Annotated in this window: 30 protein-coding genes and 1 tRNA gene; 21 read left to right on the forward strand and 10 right to left on the reverse strand. The window is 73.9% G+C overall.

Annotated elements, in window-relative coordinates; genetic code table 11:
* The first annotated feature begins 165 nt into the window (after positions 1 to 165).
* Positions 166 to 285 carry an SEC-C metal-binding domain-containing protein gene (locus BM339_RS52725; protein ID WP_200871976.1) on the forward strand — a complete coding sequence of 40 codons (120 nt, stop codon included), beginning with the start codon at positions 166 to 168 and terminating at the stop codon, positions 283 to 285.
* 34 nt (positions 286 to 319) lie between these two features.
* On the opposite strand, the gene BM339_RS32445 is transcribed toward BM339_RS52725, so the two are convergent.
* From BM339_RS32445 to BM339_RS32455, 3 genes are all read right to left on the reverse strand, one after another.
* A complete protein-coding gene (locus tag BM339_RS32445; protein WP_021597121.1) occupies positions 320 to 841 on the reverse strand; it encodes a gluconokinase in 522 nt (173 codons plus the stop codon).
* A 2-nt stretch (positions 842 to 843) separates the two neighbouring features.
* Positions 844 to 1425, reverse strand: coding sequence for an isochorismatase family protein (locus BM339_RS32450; RefSeq protein ID WP_075023338.1), 582 nt, complete (start codon positions 1423 to 1425; stop codon positions 844 to 846).
* Positions 1426 to 1501: 76 nt separating this feature from the next.
* Complete coding sequence (locus tag BM339_RS32455; RefSeq protein ID WP_256255560.1) at positions 1502 to 2821, reverse strand: nicotinate phosphoribosyltransferase; 1320 nt, start codon at positions 2819 to 2821, stop codon at positions 1502 to 1504.
* Positions 2822 to 2951: 130 nt separating this feature from the next.
* On the opposite strand from BM339_RS32455, the gene clpS reads away from it, so the two are divergent.
* From clpS to BM339_RS49020, 17 genes are all read left to right on the forward strand, one after another.
* The gene (clpS, locus tag BM339_RS32460; RefSeq protein ID WP_021597124.1) at positions 2952 to 3248 is read left to right on the forward strand and encodes an ATP-dependent Clp protease adapter ClpS; all 297 of its coding nucleotides are present in this window, start codon (positions 2952 to 2954) and stop codon (positions 3246 to 3248) included.
* A 4-nt stretch (positions 3249 to 3252) separates the two neighbouring features.
* Positions 3253 to 3777 (forward strand): DUF2017 domain-containing protein, encoded by a 525-nt coding sequence (locus tag BM339_RS32465; RefSeq protein ID WP_021597125.1) that lies wholly within the window; start codon positions 3253 to 3255, stop codon positions 3775 to 3777.
* Positions 3778 to 3933: 156 nt separating this feature from the next.
* Positions 3934 to 4878: an MEDS domain-containing protein gene (locus BM339_RS32470; protein ID WP_083598235.1), complete on the forward strand. Its 945-nt coding sequence runs from the start codon at positions 3934 to 3936 to the stop codon at positions 4876 to 4878.
* A gap of 35 nt (positions 4879 to 4913) precedes the next feature.
* Positions 4914 to 5789 carry an MEDS domain-containing protein gene (locus BM339_RS32475; RefSeq protein ID WP_075023341.1) on the forward strand — a complete coding sequence of 292 codons (876 nt, stop codon included), beginning with the start codon at positions 4914 to 4916 and terminating at the stop codon, positions 5787 to 5789.
* Complete coding sequence (locus BM339_RS32480; RefSeq protein WP_177287842.1) at positions 5786 to 6787, forward strand: sensor histidine kinase; 1002 nt, start codon at positions 5786 to 5788, stop codon at positions 6785 to 6787. Before BM339_RS32475 ends, BM339_RS32480 begins: the two co-directional genes overlap by 4 nt.
* A gap of 72 nt (positions 6788 to 6859) precedes the next feature.
* Entirely contained in the window at positions 6860 to 7279 is a 420-nt protein-coding gene (locus tag BM339_RS32485; RefSeq protein ID WP_021598948.1) for a M67 family metallopeptidase, read from the forward strand.
* A gap of 44 nt (positions 7280 to 7323) precedes the next feature.
* The gene (locus BM339_RS51850; protein WP_256255561.1) at positions 7324 to 7446 is read left to right on the forward strand and encodes a hypothetical protein; all 123 of its coding nucleotides are present in this window, start codon (positions 7324 to 7326) and stop codon (positions 7444 to 7446) included.
* Positions 7447 to 7537: 91 nt separating this feature from the next.
* Positions 7538 to 7810, forward strand: coding sequence for a MoaD/ThiS family protein (locus BM339_RS32490; RefSeq protein WP_021598946.1), 273 nt, complete (start codon positions 7538 to 7540; stop codon positions 7808 to 7810).
* Positions 7811 to 7821: 11 nt separating this feature from the next.
* Entirely contained in the window at positions 7822 to 8769 is a 948-nt protein-coding gene (locus tag BM339_RS32495) for a PLP-dependent cysteine synthase family protein (protein ID WP_075023342.1), read from the forward strand.
* 140 nt (positions 8770 to 8909) lie between these two features.
* Complete coding sequence (locus BM339_RS32500) at positions 8910 to 9704, forward strand: thioesterase family protein (protein ID WP_075023343.1); 795 nt, start codon at positions 8910 to 8912, stop codon at positions 9702 to 9704.
* Between the two features lie 186 nt (positions 9705 to 9890).
* The gene (gene murI / locus BM339_RS32505) at positions 9891 to 10730 is read left to right on the forward strand and encodes a glutamate racemase (RefSeq protein ID WP_021598943.1); all 840 of its coding nucleotides are present in this window, start codon (positions 9891 to 9893) and stop codon (positions 10728 to 10730) included.
* 30 nt (positions 10731 to 10760) lie between these two features.
* Complete coding sequence (locus BM339_RS32510) at positions 10761 to 11510, forward strand: MBL fold metallo-hydrolase (protein WP_024936487.1); 750 nt, start codon at positions 10761 to 10763, stop codon at positions 11508 to 11510.
* 20 nt (positions 11511 to 11530) lie between these two features.
* Positions 11531 to 12250, forward strand: coding sequence for a ribonuclease PH (gene rph / locus BM339_RS32515; protein ID WP_021598941.1), 720 nt, complete (start codon positions 11531 to 11533; stop codon positions 12248 to 12250).
* Positions 12247 to 12861 carry an RdgB/HAM1 family non-canonical purine NTP pyrophosphatase gene (gene rdgB, locus BM339_RS32520; RefSeq protein ID WP_075023344.1) on the forward strand — a complete coding sequence of 205 codons (615 nt, stop codon included), beginning with the start codon at positions 12247 to 12249 and terminating at the stop codon, positions 12859 to 12861. The genes rph and rdgB overlap by 4 nt, the downstream gene beginning before the upstream one ends.
* A 98-nt stretch (positions 12862 to 12959) precedes the next feature.
* Positions 12960 to 13502 (forward strand): hypothetical protein, encoded by a 543-nt coding sequence (locus tag BM339_RS50235; protein WP_075023345.1) that lies wholly within the window; start codon positions 12960 to 12962, stop codon positions 13500 to 13502.
* 16 nt (positions 13503 to 13518) lie between these two features.
* Complete coding sequence (locus BM339_RS32530; RefSeq protein WP_075023346.1) at positions 13519 to 14037, forward strand: SigE family RNA polymerase sigma factor; 519 nt, start codon at positions 13519 to 13521, stop codon at positions 14035 to 14037.
* Complete coding sequence (locus tag BM339_RS49020; RefSeq protein WP_143118700.1) at positions 14034 to 14534, forward strand: hypothetical protein; 501 nt, start codon at positions 14034 to 14036, stop codon at positions 14532 to 14534. The genes BM339_RS32530 and BM339_RS49020 overlap by 4 nt, the downstream gene beginning before the upstream one ends.
* On the opposite strand, the gene BM339_RS32540 is transcribed toward BM339_RS49020, so the two are convergent.
* The 4 genes from BM339_RS32540 to BM339_RS32555 form a co-directional block, all read right to left on the reverse strand.
* Positions 14512 to 15435 carry a sensor histidine kinase gene (locus BM339_RS32540; protein ID WP_075023347.1) on the reverse strand — a complete coding sequence of 308 codons (924 nt, stop codon included), beginning with the start codon at positions 15433 to 15435 and terminating at the stop codon, positions 14512 to 14514. The genes BM339_RS49020 and BM339_RS32540 overlap by 23 nt on opposite strands.
* A complete protein-coding gene (locus BM339_RS32545) occupies positions 15435 to 16343 on the reverse strand; it encodes an MEDS domain-containing protein (RefSeq protein WP_021597814.1) in 909 nt (302 codons plus the stop codon). Before BM339_RS32545 ends, BM339_RS32540 begins: the two co-directional genes overlap by 1 nt.
* 80 nt (positions 16344 to 16423) lie before the next feature.
* Positions 16424 to 17434: a sensor histidine kinase gene (locus BM339_RS32550; RefSeq protein ID WP_021597815.1), complete on the reverse strand. Its 1011-nt coding sequence runs from the start codon at positions 17432 to 17434 to the stop codon at positions 16424 to 16426.
* Between the two features lie 134 nt (positions 17435 to 17568).
* Positions 17569 to 18204: a TetR/AcrR family transcriptional regulator gene (locus BM339_RS32555; RefSeq protein WP_075023348.1), complete on the reverse strand. Its 636-nt coding sequence runs from the start codon at positions 18202 to 18204 to the stop codon at positions 17569 to 17571.
* Between the two features lie 78 nt (positions 18205 to 18282).
* Here BM339_RS32555 and BM339_RS32560 point away from each other — a divergent pair, with 78 nt between their 5' ends.
* Both BM339_RS32560 and BM339_RS32565 read left to right on the forward strand, forming a co-directional pair.
* Positions 18283 to 19854, forward strand: a complete 1572-nt coding sequence (locus tag BM339_RS32560; RefSeq protein ID WP_075023349.1) for an MFS transporter — start codon at positions 18283 to 18285, stop codon at positions 19852 to 19854.
* A gap of 29 nt (positions 19855 to 19883) precedes the next feature.
* A tRNA-Leu gene (locus tag BM339_RS32565) sits at positions 19884 to 19971 on the forward strand.
* Positions 19972 to 20045: 74 nt separating this feature from the next.
* On the opposite strand, the gene bcp is transcribed toward BM339_RS32565, so the two are convergent.
* On the reverse strand, positions 20046 to 20513 hold the full coding sequence (bcp, locus tag BM339_RS32570; protein WP_075023350.1) for a thioredoxin-dependent thiol peroxidase: 468 nt from the start codon (positions 20511 to 20513) through the stop codon (positions 20046 to 20048).
* A 153-nt stretch (positions 20514 to 20666) separates the two neighbouring features.
* Between bcp and BM339_RS32575 the strand changes: the two genes are divergently transcribed.
* A complete protein-coding gene (locus tag BM339_RS32575; RefSeq protein ID WP_021597819.1) occupies positions 20667 to 20990 on the forward strand; it encodes a DUF3618 domain-containing protein in 324 nt (107 codons plus the stop codon).
* On the opposite strand, the gene BM339_RS32580 is transcribed toward BM339_RS32575, so the two are convergent.
* Positions 20941 to 21237: an anti-sigma factor family protein gene (locus tag BM339_RS32580; RefSeq protein WP_021597820.1), complete on the reverse strand. Its 297-nt coding sequence runs from the start codon at positions 21235 to 21237 to the stop codon at positions 20941 to 20943. The two genes, BM339_RS32575 and BM339_RS32580, sit on opposite strands and share 50 nt — an antisense overlap.
* Positions 21238 to 21269: 32 nt before the next feature.
* Positions 21270 to 22541 (reverse strand): family 4 glycosyl hydrolase, encoded by a 1272-nt coding sequence (locus BM339_RS32585; RefSeq protein WP_075023351.1) that lies wholly within the window; start codon positions 22539 to 22541, stop codon positions 21270 to 21272.
* Between the last annotated feature and the right edge of the window lie 50 nt (positions 22542 to 22591).

A 22591-nucleotide genomic window follows, 5' to 3' on the forward strand; every position in this document is an offset into this window, starting at 1 on the left:
GCGCCTACGGTTGGCGGTGGCCGATCCCGAGCCGAGGAGGCCGTCATGTACCGCGAGCGAGACACCGAGGCGTCCTTTTGAGCGGACCAGCAAGCGCCGCAGGGGGTTCCCTCTAGCGAGACCAGGGTCAAGCGCGGCGACCGGACGGTCGGCGTCGACACCGAGCTGGTCGAGAAGCTCGGCGGCAACGACCCCTGCCCGTGCGGGTCCGGGCGGCGCTTTCCGCCGGTGCTGCCGGCCGGCCGGACGTTTCGACGGCGTGCTCGGCCACTACTACGTCCGTGACTGATGCGTTCGTGGCGGGGGCGTGTCCTCGCGGTCAGTGCGATCGCGGGGACAGGTCCAGGGCCTTGAGGATGTGCTTGACCGTTTCCTCGGGGGTGCCGGTGATGGGGGCGGTGACGATGTTCTCGTCCGGTTCCGGGCGTTCGAGGTCGGCGAACTGGGAGTCGAGCAGGTCCGCGCTGAAGAAGTGGCCCTGGCGGGCCCGCATGCGCGCGGCGATCGTGTCGCGGTCGCCGTCCAGCAGGACGATGCGGACCCCTGCGTGCCCGTCGACCAGCAGGTCACGGTAACTGCGCTTGAGCGCGGAGGAGGTGACGACGCCGGGGCGGCCGGCGGTGACGCGCTCGTCGATCCAGGCGGCGATGGAGCGCAGCCAGGGGAGGCGGTCCTCGTCGGTGAGCGGGTGGCCCGCGCGCATCTTGGCGATGTTGGCCTCGGGGTGGAACGCGTCCGCCTCCGCGTACTCCCAGCCGAGGCGTTCGGCGAGGAGCGTGCCGATGGTGGTCTTGCCGCTGCCGGACACGCCGGCGACCAGGATGACCGTGGGTTCCGTCATGATCAGGCGGTCACCACCGGGGAGCCGGACAGGGCGACGCCCTCCCGGCCGAGCTCGTCGAGGGCCCGGTCGACGGTGGCCTTGCCGACCCCGGCGGTGAGGTCGAGCCGGACGGTCGTGCGGAGCCCGGCGCGGGCGGCGTCGATGGCGGTGGCCCGGACGCAGTGGTCGGTGGCGATGCCGACGATGTCCACGGCGTCCACACCGCGGGAGGCGAGCCAGCCGGCGAGCGGCGTCTCGTCGTCGGAGACGCCCTCGAAGCCGCTGTAGGCGGCGCTCTCGCGGCCCTTGCTGAACACGGCCTCGATGGGGGCGAGGGCGAGGTTGGGGTGGAAGTCGGCGCCCGGGGTGCCGATCACGCAGTGCGGCGGCCAGGTGTCGACGTAGTCGGGCTCGTCGGAGAAGTGCGGGCCGGGGTCGAGGTGGAAGTCGCGGGTCGCCACGATGTGCGCGTAGCCGGACCGGTGCGCCGTCACGTGCTCGGAGATCGCGGTGGCCACCGCGGCGCCGCCCTCGACGGCGAGCGAGCCGCCCTCGCAGAAGTCGTTCTGCACGTCCACGATGATCAGAGCCTTCTTGCCCATGACCGCTCCCTCTACCGGTTGCCCCACCGGGTCTGCACTGACCGTACCCCAGCCTTGTGCCCAGCGCGGCGCGGCTTCAACGGGGCGGGCCGCCGTCGACGAACTCGGTCGGGACGGCCGGTTCACCCCTGGAGAGCTGGAGCGCCGTCGCGGGCAGTTCGGCGACCGACCGCGTGTGGCGCTCCCTCGCCTCGCGCAGCGACTCGCGCCCGACGATCTCGCCGTCCCGCACCAGCGGCACCTGGAGGAGGCGGTCGCGCTGCCCGGGGGTCGGCTCGCCGGTGGACACGTTCTCGGCGTAGGCGACGCCGCGCCCGTCGATGCGCCGCACGGCCGTCTTGCGCCCGCCCCTGCTCGGCTTGCCCACCGAGCGTTTCGCGACCGGGCGCATGGGCGCGTCCTCCTCGGGGCCGTCCGCGCGCGCGACGAGCTTGTAGACGAGCGACGCGGTGGGCGCGCCGGAGCCGGTCACCAGGGCCGTCCCCACGCCGTAGCCGTCCACCGGCGCGGCGGCGAGGGCGGCGATGCCGTACTCGTCCAGGTCGCCGGTCACCACGATGCGCGTGCCGGTCGCGCCGAGCGAGTCGAGCTGTTCGCGGACGCGGCGGGCCATCACGCCGAGGTCGCCGCTGTCGATCCGGACGGCGCCGAGCGACGGCCCGGCCAGCTCGACGGCCGTCCGGACGGCCCGTTCGACGTCGTAGGTGTCGACCAGCAGCGTCGTGCCCTCGCCGAGCGAGGCGAGCTGCGCCGCGAACGCGTGCCGCTCGCCGTCGTGCAGGAGGGTGAACGCGTGCGCGCTCGTCCCGGCGGTCGGTACGCCGTAGAGCCGGCCGGCCTCCAGGTTGGACGTCGTGGTGAACCCGGTGATGTAGGCGGCGCGGGCGGCGGCCACGGCGGCGCGCTCGTGGGTGCGCCGCGACCCCATCTCGATGATCGGCCGGCCCTGGGCCGCCTGCGCCATCCGGGACGCGGCGGACGCGATCGCGCAGTCGTGATTGAGGATGGACAGCGCGAGCGTCTCCAGCAGGACGGCCTCGCCGAACGTCCCCTCGACCGTCAGGATCGGCGAGTCCGGGAAGTAGCAGTCGCCTTCGGCGTAACCCCAGACGTTCCCGGTGAAGCGGTACTTCTCCAGCCATTGCGCCGTGGGTTCGTCCACGATCCCGCGGGAGATGAGGAAGTCCAGCTGGGTGGTGCCGAAGCGGTACGCCTCGATCGCGTCCAGGAGCCGCCCGGTGCCCGCGACGACCCCGTAGCGGCGCCCGGCGGGCAGGCTCCGCGCGAAAACCTCGAAGACGGCGCGGCGCCCGACCGTCCCGCTGCGCAGCGCGGCCTTGAGCATGGTCAGCTCGTACTGGTCGGTCAGCAGCGCGGTGCCGTCACCAAGGTCCACAGTGGAACCATACGGTCTCATGTGGGCACGATGGACGTGCGGGCCGCCGCCGCGAACCGCGCATAGCATCGGGGTGCGGTGGGCGGACCGACTTCGCGTAGAGAGAGGGGGCACGCCGTCGATGAGCGCCATGAGCACGGCGCCCGCACCGGTGGAGCTGGAACGGCCGGACGCCGAGGAGGACGTGCGTCCCGACCGGCCGTGGCTGGCGATCGTCTGGAACGACCCGATCAACCTGATGTCCTACGTCACGTACGTGTTCCAGGCGGTCTTCGGCTACCCGAAGACCAAGGCCGAGAAGCTGATGCTCGACGTGCACCACAAGGGGCGCGCCGTCGTGGCCAACGGCACCCGCGAGGAGATGGAGCGGGACGTGGAGATCCTGCACTCCTATGGCCTGTGGGCCACCGTCAAGCAGGACGACTGAGCCGATGAGCCATGTGAAGAAGACCCGCGACGGCGTCCGGGTGCGCCTGGAGGCCGAGGAGACCGCGCTCGTGCGCGCCCTGATGGAGCAGCTGCTCGCACTGCTCGGCGACGCGCCGGACGCGGACGGCGAACTGGCCTCCATCGGCATCTCCGAGAACACGAGGGCGCCGGACGACCCGGTGCTGGCGCGGCTGTTCCCGGACGCCTACCGCGACGACGGCGAGGCTGCCGGGGAGTTCCGCCGCTACACCGAGATGGGGCTGCGCGACGGCAAGCGCGAGGCGGCCGAGACCGTCCTCGGCGTGCTGCGCCAGGAGGGCACGGACGCCGTCCTGGACGAGAAGCAGGCTCAGGCCTGGCTGCGGGCGCTGAACGACGTCCGGCTCGCGCTCGGCACCCGGCTGGACATCACCGAGGACTGGTACGAGCAGGCGGGGAGCATGGACCCGCGCGATCCCCGCGCCCCCATGTTCGCGGCCTATGACTGGCTGACGATGCTGCAGGAGAGCCTCGTCCGCGTGCTCTGAGGGCCGGCGTGCTCTGAGGGCCGGCGGCCGGAACGTCCACACCCGGCCAAAGCGGACATTACCGATTGTCGGGACGTCTGTGCGGAGCGTTGTTAGCGTTGTCGCAGGGGACTGAGGGGCCCGCCACCGCGGGCCGCGGACAACTCGGAGGCGTCCATGTCGGCAGTGGGGACCGGTACCAAGCCGGTCGGCGCGATGGAGCTCGGGGACCATCTGGCCCTCATCTTCGACAACGACGAGGAACGGCGGTCGATCATGGCCGCGTACGCCCGCGACGGGGTCGCCGCGGGGCACAAGGTCATCTACATCTCGGACGGCGTCCGCGCGGGCGACGTCCTCGGCTGGCTGCTCGCCGAGCACGAGAGCACGGGCCCCGCCCCGCACGCCGCCGCCCCGCACGCCGCCCCGGAGGGCGCGCCGGTCGACCTCGCCGAGGCCATGGAGGAGGGGCACTTCGTCGTCCGGACGGCCGAGGAGACGTTCCTGGCGAGCGGCCGGTTCGACCCGTCCGAGAGCCTCCAGCTGATGGCGACCGAGATCGACCTCGCGCTCGTCCAGGGGTACTCGGGGGTGCGGATCGCGGGCGAGGCGCGGTTCTCGCTGCGCCGCTGGCCCGGCACCCACCAGCACGGCGACTTCGAGCGGATGCTGGACGAGGTCTTCATGACGACCGACCTGAAGGCGATGGCGATCTGCCAGTTCGACCGGCGCTGGTTCGAGGGGGCCCGGCTCGCGGACGTGGAGGCCGCCCACATGGGCCGCGTGCGCGCCAACGACTACTACGACGACGGGGCGCTGCGGATCAGCCCCCTGTTCAGCCCGCCCGGGGCGCGGGTGGCCGGCGTCATCGACGCGGCGACCCGTCCCGCCGCCGCGTCCGTGCTGGAGTCGATCAAGACCCGGACCGGCCTGCTCTGCCTCGACCTGGAGGGCCTGGAGGCCTGCGACCCGGACGGCCTGCGGATGCTGACCGGGGCCGACCGCCCCGCGCGCGACCGGGGCCTGCTGCTGCGGGGCGTGCCCGCCGAGGTGCACGCGGGGCTCCGCGCCGAGGGCCTGGACGAGGCCCCGGGCGTCTCGATCGAACGCGCCGCCCGCTAGGGCACGCGGGCGGCTTCGGCGGCCGAGGAGGAGGCATGGGATCCGGGCAGGTCCGCGACGCCGACCCCGGCGCCGGCCCCGGCGCGGCGCGGGCGGTCGGCGACATGTGGTTCGGCGACCACCTGTGCCTCGCGTACGTCAACGACGAGGAGCGCCGGGCCGTGCTGACGACGTTCCTCGACGACGGGCTGCGGGCCGGCCACGATCTCGTCTACCTGGTGGACGGCGAACTGGCCGACGCCGCCGCCGCGCGGCTCCGGGACCGGCTCCGCGATCGGTTCGGGGCGGCGCTCAGCGACGGCCGCCTGACCGTCCTGCCGACCGCCGGGACCGACCTCGGCGCCGTGCTCGACGAGGCGCTGGCGCGGGGGCGCACGGGCGTGCGGGTCACGGCGCAGGCGTGCCCGTCCCTGCGCGGCTGGCCGGGGACGGAGCGGTTCACCGCCTTCGAGGACGCCGTCCACCGCGCCGTCGGCCGGGCCGGGCGCGCGATGGCGCTGTGCCAGTTCGACCGGCGCTGGTTCGCCGGCGACCACCTGCGCGAGATCGAGGCGCGGCACGGCGGGCGGGTCCGGGCCGACGCCGTGTACGACGACGGGGTGCTGACGATCGTGCCGCTGTTCGCGCCGCCCGGCCTCCGGCTGTCCGGCGCGATCGACGAGTCGACGCTGCCCGCGCTGGTGGAGGCGCTGCGCGACGTCGGCGGCGGCGCCGCGCACGTGTGCCTCGACCTGTCCCGGCTCGAGTTCTGCGACCTGGACGGGCTGCGCGCCCTGATCCGCGCCAACGAGATGAGCAGCGTCCTGGACCGGCAGGTGATCCTGCGGTCGATGCCGGGCTGCATGGAGCTGATGATGCGGGCCGCGGGCTGGGACACCGCGCCCGGCATCGTTACGGAGAGCGCGCCGTGAACGGATCGACGGGAGCCGCCGGAGGCGGTCCCGCCGTGGCCGGCCCGCGCGGGCCGGAGGCGGGCCGGGACCTGTTCGCGCACCGGGCCCTGCTGTACGGATCGCGGCAGGACTTCCTGCTGTCGGCCGTCCCGTTCCTGCGGGACGGGCGGCGCGCGGACGACGCGGTCGTCGCCGTCGTGGCGCCGCCGGTGTCCGCCGAGCTCCGCGAGCGGCTCGGCCCGAGGACCGTCGCGGGCATCGAGTTCATCGACGCGGCGGAGTGGTTCGGCGACGGCCCGGTGCAGGCGCTGGCGTCCTGCCACGACCGGGCGCGCGCCGACTGGTGGCCGCGCGGGCGGCTGCGGCTGCTCGCCGAGCCCGTCTGGGACGGCCTGACCCCGCTGGAGACGCGGGAGTGGAAGCGGCACGAGTGCCTGCTGAACGTGGTGTTCGCCGGCACCCCCTCGACGATCGTGTGCGCGTACGACGCGGCGGGGCTGCCCGGACACGTCCTGGAGGGCGCGGCCCGCACCCACCCCGAGCTGACCGGCCCGGACGGGACGGCGGTGAGCGAGCGCTTCACCGATCCGGCCGAGTACTACGCCGAATGCAACGCCGGCCCGCTGCCGCCGCCCCCGACGGCCGCGGTGCGCCGGACGTTCGCGGCGGGCGCCCTGCCGGCGCTGCGCGACTTCCTGACCGCCGAGGCCGCCCGGCACGGCCTGCCCGGCGACCGGACGCTCCCGTTCGTCCTGGCGGTGAACGAGGTCGCGACCGGCATCGTCCGCGACGGCGGCGGCCACGGGGCGCTGCTGGTGTGGGCGGAGGACGGCGAGCTGGTGTGCGACGTCGACGACCCGGGGCGGATGCTCGCCGACCGGTTCCTCGGGCACGTGCCGCCGGACGCGCACGGGGGCGACGCGGCGATGTGGGCCGTCCGGCGGCTCTGCCACATCGTCGAGATCCGGTCGGGCGCGCGGGGCACCAGGATCAGGCTGCGCGTCCGGCTCGGCTGAGGCCCCATGCGGGGGCGCGTGCGGGGGCGGGCGGCGCCGGGCGCGGAAGCGCCGCCGGGTAGCCTTCGGGGCATGCTGACGATCGAGCGCGCCCTGGTGGAGCAGATCATCGCGCATGCGCGCGCCGACCACCCCGACGAGGCCTGCGGCATCATCGCCGGCCCGATCGGCTCGGACCGTCCCGTCCGGTTCGTCGCCATGGTCAACGCCGAGCGGTCGCCGACCTTCTACCGGTTCGACTCGCAGGAGCAGCTGAAGGTCTGGCGGGAGATGGACGACCGGGACGAGGAGCCGGTGGTGATCTACCACTCGCACACCGCCACCGAGGCGTACCCGTCCCGCACGGACATCTCCTACGCGTCCGAGCCGAACGCGCACTACGTGCTCGTCTCGACGCGCGAGGAGGACGGGACCGAGTTCCGGTCGTTCCGGATCGTGGACGGCGAGGTGACCGAGGAAGAGGTCTCCGTCGTGGAGGCGTACTCGGGCTGATGGCGACGGGGAGCGGCGGGGCGGCGGCCGGTAAACTGGGCCCCATGGGGACGAGCGAGCGTGGGACGCGCGGCGTGCGGCGCCGCGCCGGGTCCGCCGCCGTGCCCCCCGTGCAGAGCTTCCTGTTCGGGCACTCGCGCGCCGAGGTCGTCTACGACTGTCGCTGACGCGCTGATCACGCCTGGAATCATCCCGCCGCCCGCCCGGTTGTGACGCAGGGGCGGGCAGCCCCGTACGACGTAGAAGGAGATCACCGCGATGGCGATCGAGGTCCGGATCCCGACGATCCTGCGCAACCTCACCGGCGGCGAGAAGGCCGTCGAGGGCAAGGGCGGCACGCTCGACGAGCTGTTCGCCGACCTGGACACCCGGCACGCCGGCCTGCGCGACCGGCTGGTGGACGACAAGGGCCTGCGCAAGTTCGTCAACGTCTACCTCAATGACGAGGACGTGCGCTTCCTCGGCGGGCTGGAGACGCAGGTCGCCGACGGCGACAACGTCACCATCCTCCCGGCAGTGGCCGGCGGCTGAGCCGGGCCGGCATGCGTTTCGACTCACTGCTGGACTCCCTCGGCCGCACGCCGCTGGTCGGGCTGCCGCGGCTGTCGCCGAGCGCGGACGTCAGGCTCTGGGCCAAGCTGGAGGACCGCAACCCCACCGGTTCGGTGAAGGACCGCCCCGCCCTCTACATGATCGAGAAGGCGGAGAAGGAGGGGCTGCTCACGCCGGGCTGCACGATCCTGGAGCCGACGTCGGGCAACACGGGCATCTCGCTGGCCATGGCCGCCAAGCTGCGCGGCTACGAGATGGTGTGCGTGATGCCCGAGAACACCTCGGCCGAGCGCCGCCAGCTCCTGGAGATGTGGGGCGCCCGGATCATCTTCTCGCCGGCGGCGGGCGGCTCGAACGAGGCCGTCCGGGTGGCGAAGGGGCTGGCGGAGGAGAACCCCGAGTGGGTGATGCTCTACCAGTACGGCAACGAGGCCAACGCGCTCGCGCACTACGAGACGACCGGCCCGGAGCTCCTCGCCGACCTGCCGTCGATCACGCATTTCGTCGCCGGGCTCGGCACCACCGGCACGCTGATGGGCGTCGGCCGGTACCTGCGCGAGCAGGTGCCGGACGTCAAGATCGTCGCGGCGGAGCCCCGCTACGGGGAGATGGTATACGGGCTGCGCAACATCGACGAGGGCTTCATCCCCGAGCTGTACGACGAGTCGGTGCTGACCACCCGGTTCTCGGTGGCGTCGCGGGACGCGCTGCGCCGCACCCGCGAGCTGCTGGAGCTGGAGGGCATCTTCGCGGGCATCTCGACGGGCGGCGCGCTGCACGCGGCGCTCGGGATGGCGGCCAAGGCGGCCAAGGCGGGCGAGCGGGCTGACATCGCGTTCGTGGTCGCCGACGGCGGCTGGAAGTACCTGTCCACCGGCGCGTACGGCGGCACCCTGGAGGAGGCGGAGGCCCGCCTCGAAGGCCAGCTCTGGGCCTGACCCGGTGCGGGGGCGGCCGGCCCGGCCCCGCCCGGACCGGACCCGGCACGTTCCGGTGCACGTCCGGCACTGTAGAGTGCGTTATCGAACGTGATTCTAGAATGTGCCGGGTGTGCCGACGCGGCGCGCAGGGAGGGACGATGAGCGGGTTCGGTGAGGCGACCGCGGTCGAGCGGGTCGGCGACGGCCGGTACGAGATCGTCCTGGACGCGGGCTACGGCATCGGCGGCGCGCTCAACGGCGGCTACCTGATGGCCGTCCTCGCCCGCGCCGCCGTGGACGCGTCCCCGCACCAGCACCCCGTCTCGACCGCGGCCGACTTCCACCGCGTCGTCAAGGCGGGCCCCGCCCGGCTGGTCGTCGACTCGCGCAAGGAGGGCCGCACGGCCGCCTCGTCGCTGGTCACCCTCGTCCAGGACGACCGTCCCGTCGTGGACGCGCTGATCACCACCGGCACCCTCGACCCGGCCACCGAGCCCGACTACACGGCCGGGCCGTCCGTCGCCATGCCGCCGCTGGAGGAGTGCACCGACGTCCGGCCCCCCAGCGGCGCCGGCGACTTCGCCGACCAGGTCGACATGCGCTTCGACCGGACCACGATGGGCTGGCTCGACGGGCAGCCGCTCGGGCGCCCGGAGATCCGGGCCTGGTTCCGGCACCGCTGCGGCCACCCCTTCGACGCCTACTCCCTCGCGCTGGCCGTGGACGCGCTGCCGCCCGTCGCGCTGAACCTCGGCGCGCAGGGCTGGGCCCCGACCGTCGAGCTGACCTGGCACATGCGGGCCGTCCCCGCGCCGGGCTGGCTCGCCGTGCACGGCACCGGGCGGCTGCTGTCCGGCGGCTGGTTCGACGAGGAGGTCGAGGTGTGGGACACCGCCGGCCGCCTCGTCGCGCAGAGCCGCCAGCTCGCCCGCGCCCCCCGTCCCAGCGCCTGACCCGGCACCCGAGCCCGCCGCATCCGAGCCCGCCGCGCCGATCGGCGGAAAGCACGGCGTTTCGCGGCGGCCGACGACCGGATCACGCGTCCGCGGCGTGAGCTGGAGGGTTTTCCGGCGTGTGACGGTGTGATGTCCAACGCATGACGCACCCGCGCGGGGCCGTGTCGCTTAGCCTTGGGCACCATGTCAGATCCATCCCGGGCGGACGGCCACCAGGACGCGCCCATCGGGATCTTCGACAGCGGGTTCGGGGGCCTCACGGTGGCCCGCGCCGTCCTCGACCAGCTGCCGAACGAGCCGATCGTCTACCTGGGCGACTCCGCCCGCCAGCCGTACGGACCGCGGCCGATCGCGCAGGTCCGCGCCTACGCGCTGGAGATGCTCGACGAGCTCGTCGACGAGGGCGTGAAGATGCTGGTCATCGCCTGCAACAGTGCCAGCTCGGCAATGCTGCGCGACGCCCGCGAGCGCTACGACGTCCCGGTCGTCGAGGTCATCAACCCGGCGACCCGGCGCGCGGCCCGCGCCACCTCCAACGGGCGGGTCGGGCTGATCGCCACCCAGGCCACCGTGACCAGCCGCGCCTACGACGACGCGTTCGCCGCCGCGCCGCACATCGAGCTCGTCAGCGCCGCCTGCCCGCGCTTCGTCGAGTTCGTCGAGGCGGGCGTGACGATGAGCGAGGAGTTGCTCGAAGCGGCCCGGGGCTACCTGCGTCCGATCATGGACGCCGGGTGCGACACCCTCATTCTCGGCTGCACCCATTACCCGCTTCTGACCGGCGTCATCTCGTATGTCGTCGGAGACGGGGTCACACTGGTCTCAAGCGCCGACGAGACCGCCAAGGACGTGTACCGAGTGCTGCACGATCGGGGGCTGGCCCGCGCCGAGGCGACGCCACGGCCGCGGCACCGGTTCCGCGCCACCGGGGACCCCGCCGTGTTCGCCGAGCTCGGCCGCCGTTTCCTCGGGCCCGAGATCGGCGCGGTGGAGACGACGTTGAGCAAGGCTCTGACCACCTGATTCCTCGGGGACACAAGAGGAGGAGTGAGCGTGCGGGTCACTGTGATCGGCTGCTCCGGCAGTTTCCCGGGGCCGGACAGCCCCGCGTCCAGCTACCTGATCGAGGCGGGCGGCTACGCGCTGGTGCTCGACCTCGGGAACGGGGCGCTCGGGTCGCTGCAGCGGTTCCGCTCGCTGTACGAGATCGACGCCGTCTGCATCTCGCACCTGCACGCCGACCACTGCCTGGACCTGTGCGGATACTGGGTGGCGCGCACGTACCGGCCGGGCGGCCCGGTTCCCCGCATCCCCGTGTACGGCCCCGCGGACACCGCCGCCCGCATGGCCCGCGCCTACGACCTCGAACCGGACCCCGGCATGTCGGAGACGTTCGAGTTCCGCACGCTGCGCCGCGGCCCCTACGAGATCGGACCGTTCCGGGTCACGACGGCGCTGATGCCGCACCCGGTCGAGGCGTACGCGTTCCGCATCGAGCACGGCGGCAGGACGCTCGCCTACTCGGGCGACACCGGCGCGTCGGAGGCCCTGGTCGAGCTGGCGACCGGCGCCGACCTGTTCCTCTGCGAGGCGTCCTTCCTGGACGGGCCGGGCCTGCCGTCCGAGCTGCACTTGACCGCCCGGGAGGCCGCCGAGCACGCCGCCCGCGCGGGCGTGGGGCGGCTCGTCCTCACCCACCTCGTGCCGTGGAACGACCCGGACATGTCCCTCAAGGAGGCCAGGGCCGCCTCCTATGACGGCCCCATCGAACTGGCCAGGGTGGGCGCCCGTTACACCCTGTGAGTCCCGCTAGGGTTGGGCGCATGGCCCGTCCCGATGATCGCGCACACGACCAGCTCCGTCCCGTCCGCATCCAGCGCGGATGGCTCGACCACGCGGAGGGGTCGGTGCTCGTGGAGTTCGGCGCCACCCGGGTGCTGTGCGCCGCGTCCGTGCAGGAGTCGGTGCCCCGCTGGCGGCGCGACAGCGGCCTCGGCTGGGTGACGGCCGAGTACGCGATGCTGCCGCGCGCCACCAACACCCGCAACGACCGGGAGTCGGTGAAGGGGCGGATCGGCGGGCGCACCCACGAGATCTCCCGGCTGATCGGCCGGTCGATCCGGGCCTGCCTGGACCTCAAGGCGCTCGGCGAGAACACCGTCCAGCTCGACTGCGACGTCCTGCAGGCCGACGGCGGCACCCGCACCGCCGCGATCACCGGCGCGTACGTGGCGCTGGCCGACGCGGTCGGCTGGATGCGCGAGCGCCGGCTGCTCAAGGGCGACCCGCTCATCACCTCGGTGTCGGCGGTCAGCGTCGGCGTCGTGGAGGGCGAGCCCCGCCTCGACCTGTGCTACGAGGAGGACTCCGCCGCCGGGACGGACATGAACGTCGTCTGCACCGGCGACGGCCGGTTCGTGGAGGTGCAGGGCACCGCCGAGGGCACCCCGTTCGACCGGGCCGAGCTGGACGCGCTGCTCGACCTCGCGGCGGGCGGTTGCGCCGAGCTGACCCGGCTCCAGGCCGAGGCGCTCGGCCGATGACGCGGGTCGTGCTGGCGACCGGCAACCGCGGCAAGGTCGCCGAGCTGCGCCGGATCCTCGGCGGGCTGGACGTGGTGGGCCTGGAGGAGTTCCCCGGCGCCCCCGACGTGCCCGAGACCGAGCCGACCTTCGAGGGCAACGCGCTGCTGAAGGCCCGCGCGATCGCCGCGTTCACCGGCCTGCCCGCGGTCGCCGACGACTCCGGCCTGTGCGTGGACGCGCTGAACGGCATGCCCGGCGTGCTGTCCGCCCGCTGGTCGGGCCGGTTCGGCACCGGCGACCGGGACGCCGCCAACCTGCGGCTCGTCCTCGACCAGGTCGCCGACGTGCCCGGCGACCGGCGCGGCGCCGCCTTCCTGTGCGTGGCCGCGCTCGTCGTCCCCGGCGGTGTGGAGCACTGCGTGGAGGGGCGGATGCGCGGCACGCTGATCCGGGAGCCGCGCGGCACCGGCGGCTTCGGCTACGACCCGATCTTCGTCCCGGACGGCGAGACCCGCACGACCGCCGAGATGACCGCCGCGGAGAAGGACGCGATCAGCCACCGCGGGCGCGCCTTCCGCGCCATGGCCGAGATCCTCCCCAGCGCTCTGGACGCCGCCGGGCTCCGCTAGGCGGAGAACGGGGCGGGAAAAACGGGCGGGCATGACAACCTGGACGCCCGCCGCAGGGGTTATCGGGGGTGTAGGGAAACCTTCCCCCGAGGAGCAACATGATCGACAAGGGCCTTGTCCGCCGCGGGCCGGTGCTCGCGCTCGCCGCGCTCGGAGGGGCGGGCGTCCTCGCCGCCGGGACCTGGCTGGCGGCCGGGACGGACGCCCCGGCGAGCACGCGGCAGGTGGCGGCGACGAACGCGGTGACGTACCCCGCCGGGCAGCGGGCGACGCCCGCCCCGTCCGCGCCGCCGTCCTGCGAACCCGCGCGCCCGACGCCCCGGCCGGTGCCGTCCGAGCCGGCGGCACGGCCCGCGCGCCCGCCGAAGGCAGTGAGGCCCGCTTCGCCGGAGCCCACGACGTCCGCCGCCCCGAAGCGCGCCACCCCGAAGCCCGCGTCCCCGGAGCCCGCCTCCCCGGGGCCCGCGACCTCCGCGCCCGCCGCTCCGAAGCCCGCCTCCCCGGAGCCGGCGAGCCCGCCGCCCGGATGCGCGACGTATCCGACCGACGCCGCGCAGGCGCCCGCGGCGCCCGCACCGGCGCCGCCGCGGGACGAGCCCACGGTCGTGCCCGCGCCGCCCGGCGCCCCGAAGCCGAGGTAGGTGCGGTCTGTCCACGTTGAGCACCGAGGAGGAGGTCCGCGGGGCGGAGGGCTCGTTCGACGAGTTCGTCACCGTCACCGCGGGCCGCCTCCTGCGCACGGCCGTGTTCCTGGTCTACGACCGGCACCTCGCCGAGGACCTGCTGCAGGTCGCGTACGAGCGGGTGGCCCGGCGGTGGCGGCGGCTCGCGGACGGCAACCCGGAGGCGTACGCGCGCCGGGTGCTGGTCAACCTCGCGATCGACGAGAACAAGCGCCGGGCGCGGCGCCGCGACACCCCGGTCGGGTCGGTCGCCGACGTCGAGCGGCTCGCGGGCGCACCCGCCGCGGCGGCGGGGGCCGGCGCGGGCGACCTCGACGAGGTGCTGCGCGCGCTGCCCGCGAAGCAGCGGGCGGTCGTCGTCCTGCGCTACTGGTGCGACCTGAGCGAGCACGAGATCGCCGAGACGCTCGGGATCTCCCGGGGGACGGTGAAGAGCCACGCCGCGCGGGCCATGGCGGCGCTGCGGGAGCACATGACGGAGGGCAGGGCATGAACGACGAGCTCGACGCCCTGCTGCGCGACCACTACCGCGCGGCCGCGGACGAGATCCACGCTGACCCCGAGACCGTCCGCAGGTTTCAGGACGCGGGGAGCGAGACCGCCCCGGCGTGGCGGGCACGCCTACGGCGCTGGGCCTTCCCGGCCGTGGCGGCGGCCGTCACCGCCGCCGTCGTGGTGGCGGTGGCGGTGCTGCTGTGGCCCGGAGCCGGACGGCCCGAGCCCGCGCGCCCGCTGACACCGCCCGGGACGACGTCCACACCGGCGGAGCACCCGCGCACCCCGGAACCCGCGCCGAGTGCCACGACCGTGCCCACACCGAATCCGGCGTCCCCGGGTCGACCCGTCCCGCCCTCGCCGAGCGGACCGAGCGGACCGGGCGGAGCGGGCTCACCGGCTTCACCGGGCGTCGGGGAGCCGAGCGCGAGGGAGCCGAGCGCGACCCCGGTGGTTCCTCCGCCCGCCGGCGTCACGACTGGACCAGGAGCCTGACGAACGTGCCGTCCCAGCCGGTGCGCAGTTCCATCAGGTCGACCAGGAGGCGGACGGTCCAGAGCCCGAAGCCGCGCTGGAGCGCCGAGTCGGGCGGGACGTAGCCGGTCAGCGGGCCGGGCGCGGGGTGCCAGAAGCCGTGGTCGCCGACCTCGCAGATCAGGTCGGGGCCGTCCTGCCAGACCCAGAGGCCGATCGGGGGCGTGCCGTGCTGGAGCGCGTTCGCGGCGACCTCGTTGGCGGCGGTGACGAGGTTCTGCGCCGTCTGCTTGGCAAGGCCGTGCTTGTGGGCCCGCTCGCCGACGAACGACCGCAGGCCGTGCAGGTCGGCGCCGTCGATGGCGAGGTAGTCGGCGCCGGCCGGGCGGTCGAGGCGGACGCGCCGGTCGCAGCCCGCCCCGAACGCGACGGGGTCGACGTACTCGCTGTTGCCGCCGTCCTGCCGTCCGGTCACCAGCAGCGGATGGGTGCGCCGCGCCTCGTTGAGGATGCGGGCGGGCAGCGTCTCGGTGTCGTAGGGGCACAGCGCGCAGGCGTCCGTCTCCCCGAACACGACGTTGATGAGCGACTCGTAGCGGACCCATTCGAGCGCCTGCCGCTCGCTCCACCCGTCCCAGACAGGTTCGGCGAGCGCGCACACGGAGCGCGGGGCGCTGTCCCTTACCAGGTTCTGGTAGTCGCGCAGGGTGCGGACGGGGTGCTGGTAGAAGCCGGCGGAGTCGATGTAGTCGATCGCGGCGCCGTACGGGGCGAGCGTGTCGCGCAGAGCGGTCAGGTTCGGCTCGCGTGCCACCGCGACGACGGCCTGGTCACGTTCGAGGCCGGCCTTCAGGTACGGGACGGCGACCGACAGGAACTCGTCGGTGCCGCCGTACAGGAAGGCCCTGTGCTCCAATGCCATCAGCAGAGGCCTCCCATCTGCGGGGTCCCCTGCCCGCGGGCGAGGCCGGGCAGCCGGTGCCAGCCGACCATCTCGATGACGTGCTCCACGTCCGGCGAGAGGTGGTCGAGGACCAGCGAGGCGTCGGCGGGCAGCCGGGTGGCGTGCCGGGCCAGCAGGTGGAGCGCGCCGAGGTCGATGAAGCCCAGCCGGGACAGGTCGAGGTGGACGCTGCCGCCGCCGGGCCGCACCTGCGACAGCTTCTCGGCGAACACCGAGTGCCGGGCGGCGTCGAGCTCCCCTTCGACGCGCAGCCCGTCCGGTTCGAATGTGCGCACTATCTTCAGGATCCCGTCATCGAATTCGGGGTTCACTTCCACGAGGACCTCGTGTGTGTCGCGGAGGGCGATGAGCTGGTCGGGAGGGCACGCGCGCCGGTCGATCTGGCAGATCGCCATCGCCATGGTGCTCGGCGAGACGGCGTCGCCGACCCGGTGCTCGCAGCCCAGCATCAGCCCGAGGTCGGACCGTCCCGGCCGGTCCAGCAGCCAGCTGTAGTCGGTGGTGAGCCGGACGGCGCGAAAGCCCTGGTCGAATGCCGCGCCGACCTCGCGGCCGATGGTGTCGGCCATCTTGGACGGTGCGAAGGTCCCGTTCCGGTCGAGGCACGCCTCCGGCCGCGTGATCACCCGCAGCTGGCCCGATCTCATGTGGGGGTGCACGTCGACCCGGTGCGCGGGCCCGAGGCCGGGCAGCCGGTCGGCGGGCGTGTCGGTGACGTACACGACCTTTTCTCCGGTCCTCAGGCCCTCCTGGATGAAGGGCTCGATGATCCGGTCGCGCTCTTCCGGGCCGCTGTAGGCCAGCCAGCCGTGGTCTCCCGGCCGGACGTCGCTGACAGGGCGCTTGGCGAACCAGGGTGTCTCCATGGCCTGCCCATCGGATGTAGTGCGGATTCGTTCAGCGTACGCCGGATGGCCGCTTTTGGAAGCCCAACGCATGGAGTTCCTCACGCTCCGTTCATCCGGACGTGGTCAGGGGGGTGGGGAAGGGTGAGCCGCAGCCGGACCGCCGTGCCGTCCTCGCCCGTCCGGATCTGGACGACGGAACACAGTAACCGCACCGCCCACAGCCCGAACCGTCCGCCGGACGCGGTGCTGCCCGGCGCCGGCGGGACGAGCCCGTACCCGGTGCCCGGCGCCCACCGTCCCTTGTCGGTCACCTCGCAGACCAGCGCGGCCGTCCCGTCCGACTCGTCCGTCCACAGGCGCAGGACGACGGGCGGCGCGCCGTGCCGGAGCGCGTTGGTGACGATCTCGGTGACCGCGACCAGCAGCCGCTGCCGGTCCTCCTCGGGCAGCGGCGTCTGCCGCGCGCAGTCGGCGACGTAGGCGCGCAGCCAGTACAGGTCGGGGCGGTCGATGTCCAGCGTCTCGGCGCCGGCGGGCGGCGGGGGCAGCGGCTCGTCGTCGCACTGGCCGCAGAACGTCCACGGGTTCAGGAAGCCGGGGTTGGCGACGGCCCGCGCGCCGCGCACGGTCTCCGGGTGGGTCTTGCGCCCGGCCGCGACGACCGACGCCGGAAGCGACGCCGCGTACGGGCACATGATCGCGGCTCCGGTGCCGCGGAACGCGATGTTCAGGACGGCCTCCGCGCGCTGCCATTCGACGACCTCCAGCGGGGGGCGCGTCGCCCACACCGGCTCGCCGAGGAGCCGGAGCCGGCGCCCCTGCCGCGCGGTGTCGCAGGCGTCGCTCAGGCAGTCCGACATCGTCCGGGACGGGTGCTCGTACCAGGCGGCGGCCGCGGTGAACTCGACGCCGCCGGCGGCGGGGCCGAGCGCATCGCGCAGCAGCGCCTCCCGGGCGGGCCCGCACACCGCGAGGACGCGGTCGCCCGCGTCGACGCCCGCGCTCAGGAACGGGACGGCGCCGCCGAGGAACTGCTCCATCCCGTCGAAGGGCAGCAGCAAGTGCGTGAAGGTGTCGCTCGCGGCGGTGCCCGCCGGGGGTGTGGTCATGGTGTCACCGACTGCGCGTGGCGGACGGACCCGACCAGCGTAGGACGGCCTTCCCCCGCCTGCCGAGGCTTTCTTTTCACATACTTGGGCGGGCGGCGGGGCGTGCCGACCGGAACCCGCGCGGGGGTGCGTCCCTAACCGCCGGGACGGGCGGATCTCTGGATCGGGGACCGCCGCCGCGGGCGGAACAGGGCGGCCCGAAGCCCCGGGGCGAGCTGCCGGATTAATTCATCACGCGGCATCGACGCGACGGGTTCCACGCCGATGAGGTAGCGGACGAAGATCAGCCCGGCGAGCTGGGTGCCGAACGCCGCGGCGCGCGCCCGCGCCTCCGGGCCGCCCGCGTACTCGGCGATGCGGCCGACGATCTCGCGCTCGATGAGGTCGCGGACCAGCCGGGTCAGCTCCGGGTCCTGCACCGCGTTGCGCACGAGGAACACGAGCGGGGCGCCCTTCTCGGGGTCGTCCCACGCGGTCAGCAGCGCCTCCAGGACGCGTTCGGGCAGCGTCGCCGGGTCGCCGGGCAGCGCGCCCGCCAGCACCTCGGGCGGGTTGGCGACCAGGCCCAGCACCGCGCCGAACAGGCCCCGCTTCGACCCGAAGAAGTAGCTGATCAGCGCGGCGTCGACGCCGGCCTCGGCGGCGATGGACCGCATCGTGACCGGCTGGTAGCCGTCGGCGAGGAAGCGGCGCCGGGCCACCGCGAGGATCGCCTCCCGGGTGTCGGGGCTGCCGCGGCGCCGGCCCCGGGACGCTCCGGATTTATTCATCACGGTTGAAATATAGCCGGGCCGGAGGCCAGATTCGAGGAAACGCAGAGAACAGAAACCCCCCTCAGGAGGCTTCTCATGGCCACCGGCAAGGAAGGACCGGGCACCGTCCATCGCGCGGTGCTGCCGGCCGTGATGCTGTCCCTCGCGACGGTCGTGTCGGCCGTGGCGTCCCTCAACACCGCGGTGCCGTCCATCGCCCGCGACACCCACGCCGGGCTGACCGAGCTCGCGTGGATCATCGACGCGTACGCGCTCGTGTTCGCCGCGCTGCTGCTGCTCGGCGGCGCCATCGGCGACCGGTACGGGCGCCGCCGCGCGCTCGCCGCCGGGCTCGTCGTCTTCGGCGCGGGCTCGGCCGCCGCGGCGCTCGCGAGCGACCCGGACTGGCTGATCGCGATGCGCGGCGTGCTCGGCGTCGGCGCCGCCCTGGTGATGCCGGCGACGCTGTCGACGATCACCTCCACGTTCCCGGCCGAGCAGCGCACCCGCGCGGTCGGCGCCTGGGCCGGCGTCGCCGGCGCCAGCGGCATCTTCGGCCTGCTGGTGTCGGGGAGCCTGCTGGAGGCGTGGTCGTGGCGGTCGGTGTTCTGGATGAACGTCGTCCTCGCCGTCGTCGCGCTCGTCGCCACGCTCGCCGTCGTCCCCGAGTCGGCCGAGCCGGACGCCCCGAGGCTCGACCTGACCGGGGCCGTGATCACGGTCGCCGGGCTCGGCGCCGGCGTCTACTCGATCATCGAGGCGCCGGTGGAGGGCTGGGGCAGCCCGCGGACGCTGCTCGGCCTCGGCGCCGCGGTCGTCATCCTCGCCGGGTTCGTCCTGTGGGAACTGAGGCGCCCGAACCCGCTGCTCGACCCGCGGCTGTTCCGCATCCGGGCGTTCTCCGCGGGCGCCCTCACGATCACCCTCCAGTTCTTCGCCTTCTTCGGCTTCGTCTTCATCGTCCTGCAGTACCTGCAGCTGGTGAAGGGCGACAGCGCGCTGGTGGGGGCGCTCAGCCTGCTGCCCATGGCGCTGATGATGATGCCGTTCGCCCGGGGCGTCGCGCCGCGGCTCGCCGCCCGGCTCGGCCCGCGCCGCGTCGTCACGGCCGGGCTGCTCCTCGTCGCCCTCGCGATGCTGATCTTCTCCCTGCTGGACGAGGACAGCACCTACTGGCTGCTGCTGGCGGGACTCGTCCCGTTCGGCGCCGGCATGGGGCTCGCCATGACCCCGTCCACCGCGTCCATCACCGACGCGCTGCCCGTGGAGAAGCAGGGCGTGGGCTCGGCGATGAACGACCTCGCCCGGGAGTTGGGCGGCGCGCTCGGCATCGCCGTCCTCGGCAGCATCCTGCAGTCCGCCTACCGCGCGAACCTGAACGTGGACTCCCTGCCGGGTCCGGTCGCCGAGCAGGCCGAGTCGTCCCTGGCGGTCGCGATGCGGATCGGCCCGCAGGTCGCCGACCAGGCGCGGGCGGCCTTCGGCGACGGCGTCCAGTCGGCGTTCCTCACCGCGTCGGTCGCGCTCGCCGTCACCGCGGTCATCGTCGCGGTGCTGTACCGCGCGCCCCGGCGCGAGGCCGCCGCTCCCGCCGCCGGGGCGGAGGGGCGGAGCGCCGCGCTCCAGGCCGGTGGACGACCCGCCGCGCCGTCCGGGAACAGCCGCTAAGCTGAACGCGCCTCCGGACGGAGGCACCCGCGGGCGTGGCGAAATCAGGTATACGCGGCAGGTTTAGGTCCTGTTGGTGGCGACACCGTGGGGGTTCGAATCCCCCCGCCCGCACCAGGCCCGCGCTCGGCGCGGGCCTGGTGCGTTGTCGGCCGGATGCGTTGCCGGACCGGGTTCTTGGCGGGCCGTTCCTAGACCTTCAGGTCGCGGCGGAGGCGCTCGACGTGCCCGGTGGCCTTCACGTTGTAGTAGGCCTTCTCGATCCGGCCGTCCGCCCCGATGACGAACGTGGACCGGATGACGCCGACGACGACCTTGCCGTACAGCTTCTTCTCCCCGTACGCGCCGTAGGCCTTGAGGACCTCGGCGTCCGGGTCGGACAGGAGCGGGAAGGTCAGCCCCTCCTTCTCCCGGAACTTCGCGAGCTTGGCGGGCTTGTCGGGGGAGATGCCGACGACGGTGACGCCCGCCTCCTCCAGCTCGGGCAGGCTGCCCTCGAAGTCGACCGACTCCTTGGTGCAGCCGGGCGTCATCGCCGCCGGGTAGAAGTACAGGATCACGCGCCTGCCGCGCAGCGCTGCCAGCGACACCGGGACGCCCCCGGCGTCGGGAAGCTCGAACTCGGGGGCGACGTCGCCCGGCTGGAGCCGCTCGGACACCCTGACCCGCCTTTCGCTCGGATGGTGGCTCCCCACCGTACCGGCTGGGGTGTGGCGGGCGATCGCCGGGAAGACCTGCCACACTGTTCGGATCATGTTTGGCTCGTCATGGTTCGTCCCGCACGAGTTCGCCCGACACGATAAGGACACGGCATGGCTGACAGGAGCCGCGACCCGGCGGCGCTGGAACGGGAGATAGAGCTACGCCGCCAGGAGCTGGCCCGCACCGTCGACGAGCTCGCCGACCGGCTCAACCCCAAGCACGTCGCGCAGCGCGGTGCCGAGCGGCTGAAGGAGGAGGCGGACCAGGTCGCCAAGGCGGTCGGCGCGCTGGTGCGCCCGTCCGGCGAGGCCAAGGACCAGGAGGACGACCGCGAGGACGGTCAGCTCGACAAGCGGCTGCTGCTCGCGGGCGCCGCCGCGGCCGTCACCGTGACCGCCCTGGTCCTGTGGCGCCGTAGGCGCAGGCGCCGCTGAGGCCCATCCTGGAGGCGCCGGTCCGCGGTCTGCGGCCGGCGCTTCTGCGTGCCGGGACCGCGACGCCCCACTGCCGCGCGGAGTAGGCGAGGAGTTCGGCCACGCCGCGCAGCTCGGCGAGCTCCTCGCGGCAGGGCGGGCAGCCGCGCAGGTGCGCCGACAGCTCGTCGGCCTCGGCGCCCGCCAGCCGTCCGATGGCATAGACGCCGAGGCCGATCCGGTACGCCCCGCAATCCGTTCCTCCCACACCATGGAGTACGGAGCCGGGACCTGTGCCGTTCAGCCGAACTGCGGGAGATGGGCGCGGTGCGCGGCGAGGCCCTCGGCGAGGATCCTCTCGGCGGTGTGCTTGCTCCGGACGAACGGGTGCGCCATGAGGGCCTGCAGCGCGGTGCGGCGGTCGCCGGTGACGGCCGCGTCGGACGCCAGCCGCTCGTAGGCGTGGATCGCCTGGGTGAGGCCGCGCACCGGGCCCGGCAGCGCGCCCATCGTCAGCGGGACGGGCCCGGACCGTCCGACCAGGGACGGGACCTCGACGATCGCGTCCGCGTCGAGGGAGGAGACCGCGCCGCCGTTCCGGGTGTTGACGATCATCCGGCGCCCCTCGTCGCGGTGCATGGCGCAGATGACGTCCACCGCGAACTCCCCGTGCTCGCCGCCGCCGCGCTCGCGGGACGGGTCCGGGTCGGCCTTCCGCGACTCCGCGGCCACCTGCTCGTAGTAGCCGGGCAGCATGGCGAGGACGTCCTGCGCGCGGGTCCTGCCCTTCGCGCGCAGCTCCCCGACGACCTCGTCGTGGAAGAAGTAGTACTTGGAGTAGGAGTTCGGCAGGAACCCGAGCGCCTTCGCCAGCTCGGCCATGCGGGACGGGTCGCGCCACGGCGTCGCGCCGCCGCCGGGGACCTCCAGGCCGTCCAGCAGCAGCGGGACGTCCAGCTCGCGGCCGTCGAGCCGGAGCCGCCGCGCCCAGGTGGCGTGGTTCAGGCCGATCCAGTCGGCCTCCAGCCCCTCGGACGGCAGCCCCAGCAGGTCAGCCCACATCTCGGTGTCGCCGATGAACTGGTCGCACAGGCCGATGATGCGCGCGCCGGTGGCGCGGGCCACGGCGTCGGTGACGATGTTCGTCGGGTTGGTGTAGTTGACGATCCAGGCGCCCGGATCGGCGGCCGACGCGATCTCCAGCAGCACGGGCACGGACCGCAGCGCCATCAGGAACCCGCCCGGCCCGGCCGTCTCCTGCCCGACGACGCCGTGCTTGAGCGGGATCGACTCGTCCAGGTGCCGCGCGGCGAGCCCGCCCGGCCGGAACGTGGTGAAGACGTAGGACGCGCCGTCCAGCGCGGGCTTGAGCCCGGTGTGCGACTCGACGGTGAACGCGGCGCCGCGCGCGGAGAACATGCCGCGGGCCAGCCGCGTCATGACGTCGAGATGCGCGGTGTCGACGTCGTGGAACGCCAGCTCGGCGCCGGCGAGGTCGTCCGCGCGGTGCAGCAGGCCCCGGATGACGCCCGGCATGTAGCCGCTGCCGGCGCCGATGATCGCGATCTTCACCGCGGCTCTCCCCGCACGCCGATCACCGGCTCGTCTCCCATGCCCCCAAC

The sequence above is a fragment of the Actinomadura madurae genome (genome assembly GCF_900115095.1).
GTDB classification, from domain to species: domain Bacteria; phylum Actinomycetota; class Actinomycetes; order Streptosporangiales; family Streptosporangiaceae; genus Spirillospora; species Spirillospora madurae.

Coding starts and splice junctions, on each gene's coding strand:
- rph (WP_021598941.1), top strand. CDS start 11,531: ATGGCCCGTCCCGATGATCGCGCACACGACCAGCTCCGTCCCGTCCGC.
- BM339_RS32470 (WP_083598235.1), top strand. CDS start 3,934: ATGTCGGCAGTGGGGACCGGTACCAAGCCGGTCGGCGCGATGGAGCTC.
- murI (WP_021598943.1), top strand. CDS start 9,891: ATGTCAGATCCATCCCGGGCGGACGGCCACCAGGACGCGCCCATCGGG.
- BM339_RS32555 (WP_075023348.1), bottom strand. CDS start 18,204: ATGAATAAATCCGGAGCGTCCCGGGGCCGGCGCCGCGGCAGCCCCGAC.
- BM339_RS32540 (WP_075023347.1), bottom strand. CDS start 15,435: ATGGCATTGGAGCACAGGGCCTTCCTGTACGGCGGCACCGACGAGTTC.
- BM339_RS32560 (WP_075023349.1), top strand. CDS start 18,283: ATGGCCACCGGCAAGGAAGGACCGGGCACCGTCCATCGCGCGGTGCTG.
- clpS (WP_021597124.1), top strand. CDS start 2,952: ATGAGCACGGCGCCCGCACCGGTGGAGCTGGAACGGCCGGACGCCGAG.
- BM339_RS32485 (WP_021598948.1), top strand. CDS start 6,860: ATGCTGACGATCGAGCGCGCCCTGGTGGAGCAGATCATCGCGCATGCG.
- BM339_RS49020 (WP_143118700.1), top strand. CDS start 14,034: ATGAACGACGAGCTCGACGCCCTGCTGCGCGACCACTACCGCGCGGCC.
- BM339_RS32465 (WP_021597125.1), top strand. CDS start 3,253: ATGAGCCATGTGAAGAAGACCCGCGACGGCGTCCGGGTGCGCCTGGAG.
- BM339_RS50235 (WP_075023345.1), top strand. CDS start 12,960: ATGATCGACAAGGGCCTTGTCCGCCGCGGGCCGGTGCTCGCGCTCGCC.
- BM339_RS32490 (WP_021598946.1), top strand. CDS start 7,538: ATGGCGATCGAGGTCCGGATCCCGACGATCCTGCGCAACCTCACCGGC.
- BM339_RS32545 (WP_021597814.1), bottom strand. CDS start 16,343: ATGGAGACACCCTGGTTCGCCAAGCGCCCTGTCAGCGACGTCCGGCCG.
- BM339_RS32450 (WP_075023338.1), bottom strand. CDS start 1,425: ATGGGCAAGAAGGCTCTGATCATCGTGGACGTGCAGAACGACTTCTGC.
- BM339_RS32475 (WP_075023341.1), top strand. CDS start 4,914: ATGGGATCCGGGCAGGTCCGCGACGCCGACCCCGGCGCCGGCCCCGGC.
- BM339_RS51850 (WP_256255561.1), top strand. CDS start 7,324: ATGGGGACGAGCGAGCGTGGGACGCGCGGCGTGCGGCGCCGCGCCGGG.
- BM339_RS32550 (WP_021597815.1), bottom strand. CDS start 17,434: ATGACCACACCCCCGGCGGGCACCGCCGCGAGCGACACCTTCACGCAC.
- BM339_RS32495 (WP_075023342.1), top strand. CDS start 7,822: ATGCGTTTCGACTCACTGCTGGACTCCCTCGGCCGCACGCCGCTGGTC.
- BM339_RS32575 (WP_021597819.1), top strand. CDS start 20,667: ATGGCTGACAGGAGCCGCGACCCGGCGGCGCTGGAACGGGAGATAGAG.
- rdgB (WP_075023344.1), top strand. CDS start 12,247: ATGACGCGGGTCGTGCTGGCGACCGGCAACCGCGGCAAGGTCGCCGAG.
- BM339_RS32500 (WP_075023343.1), top strand. CDS start 8,910: ATGAGCGGGTTCGGTGAGGCGACCGCGGTCGAGCGGGTCGGCGACGGC.
- BM339_RS32445 (WP_021597121.1), bottom strand. CDS start 841: ATGACGGAACCCACGGTCATCCTGGTCGCCGGCGTGTCCGGCAGCGGC.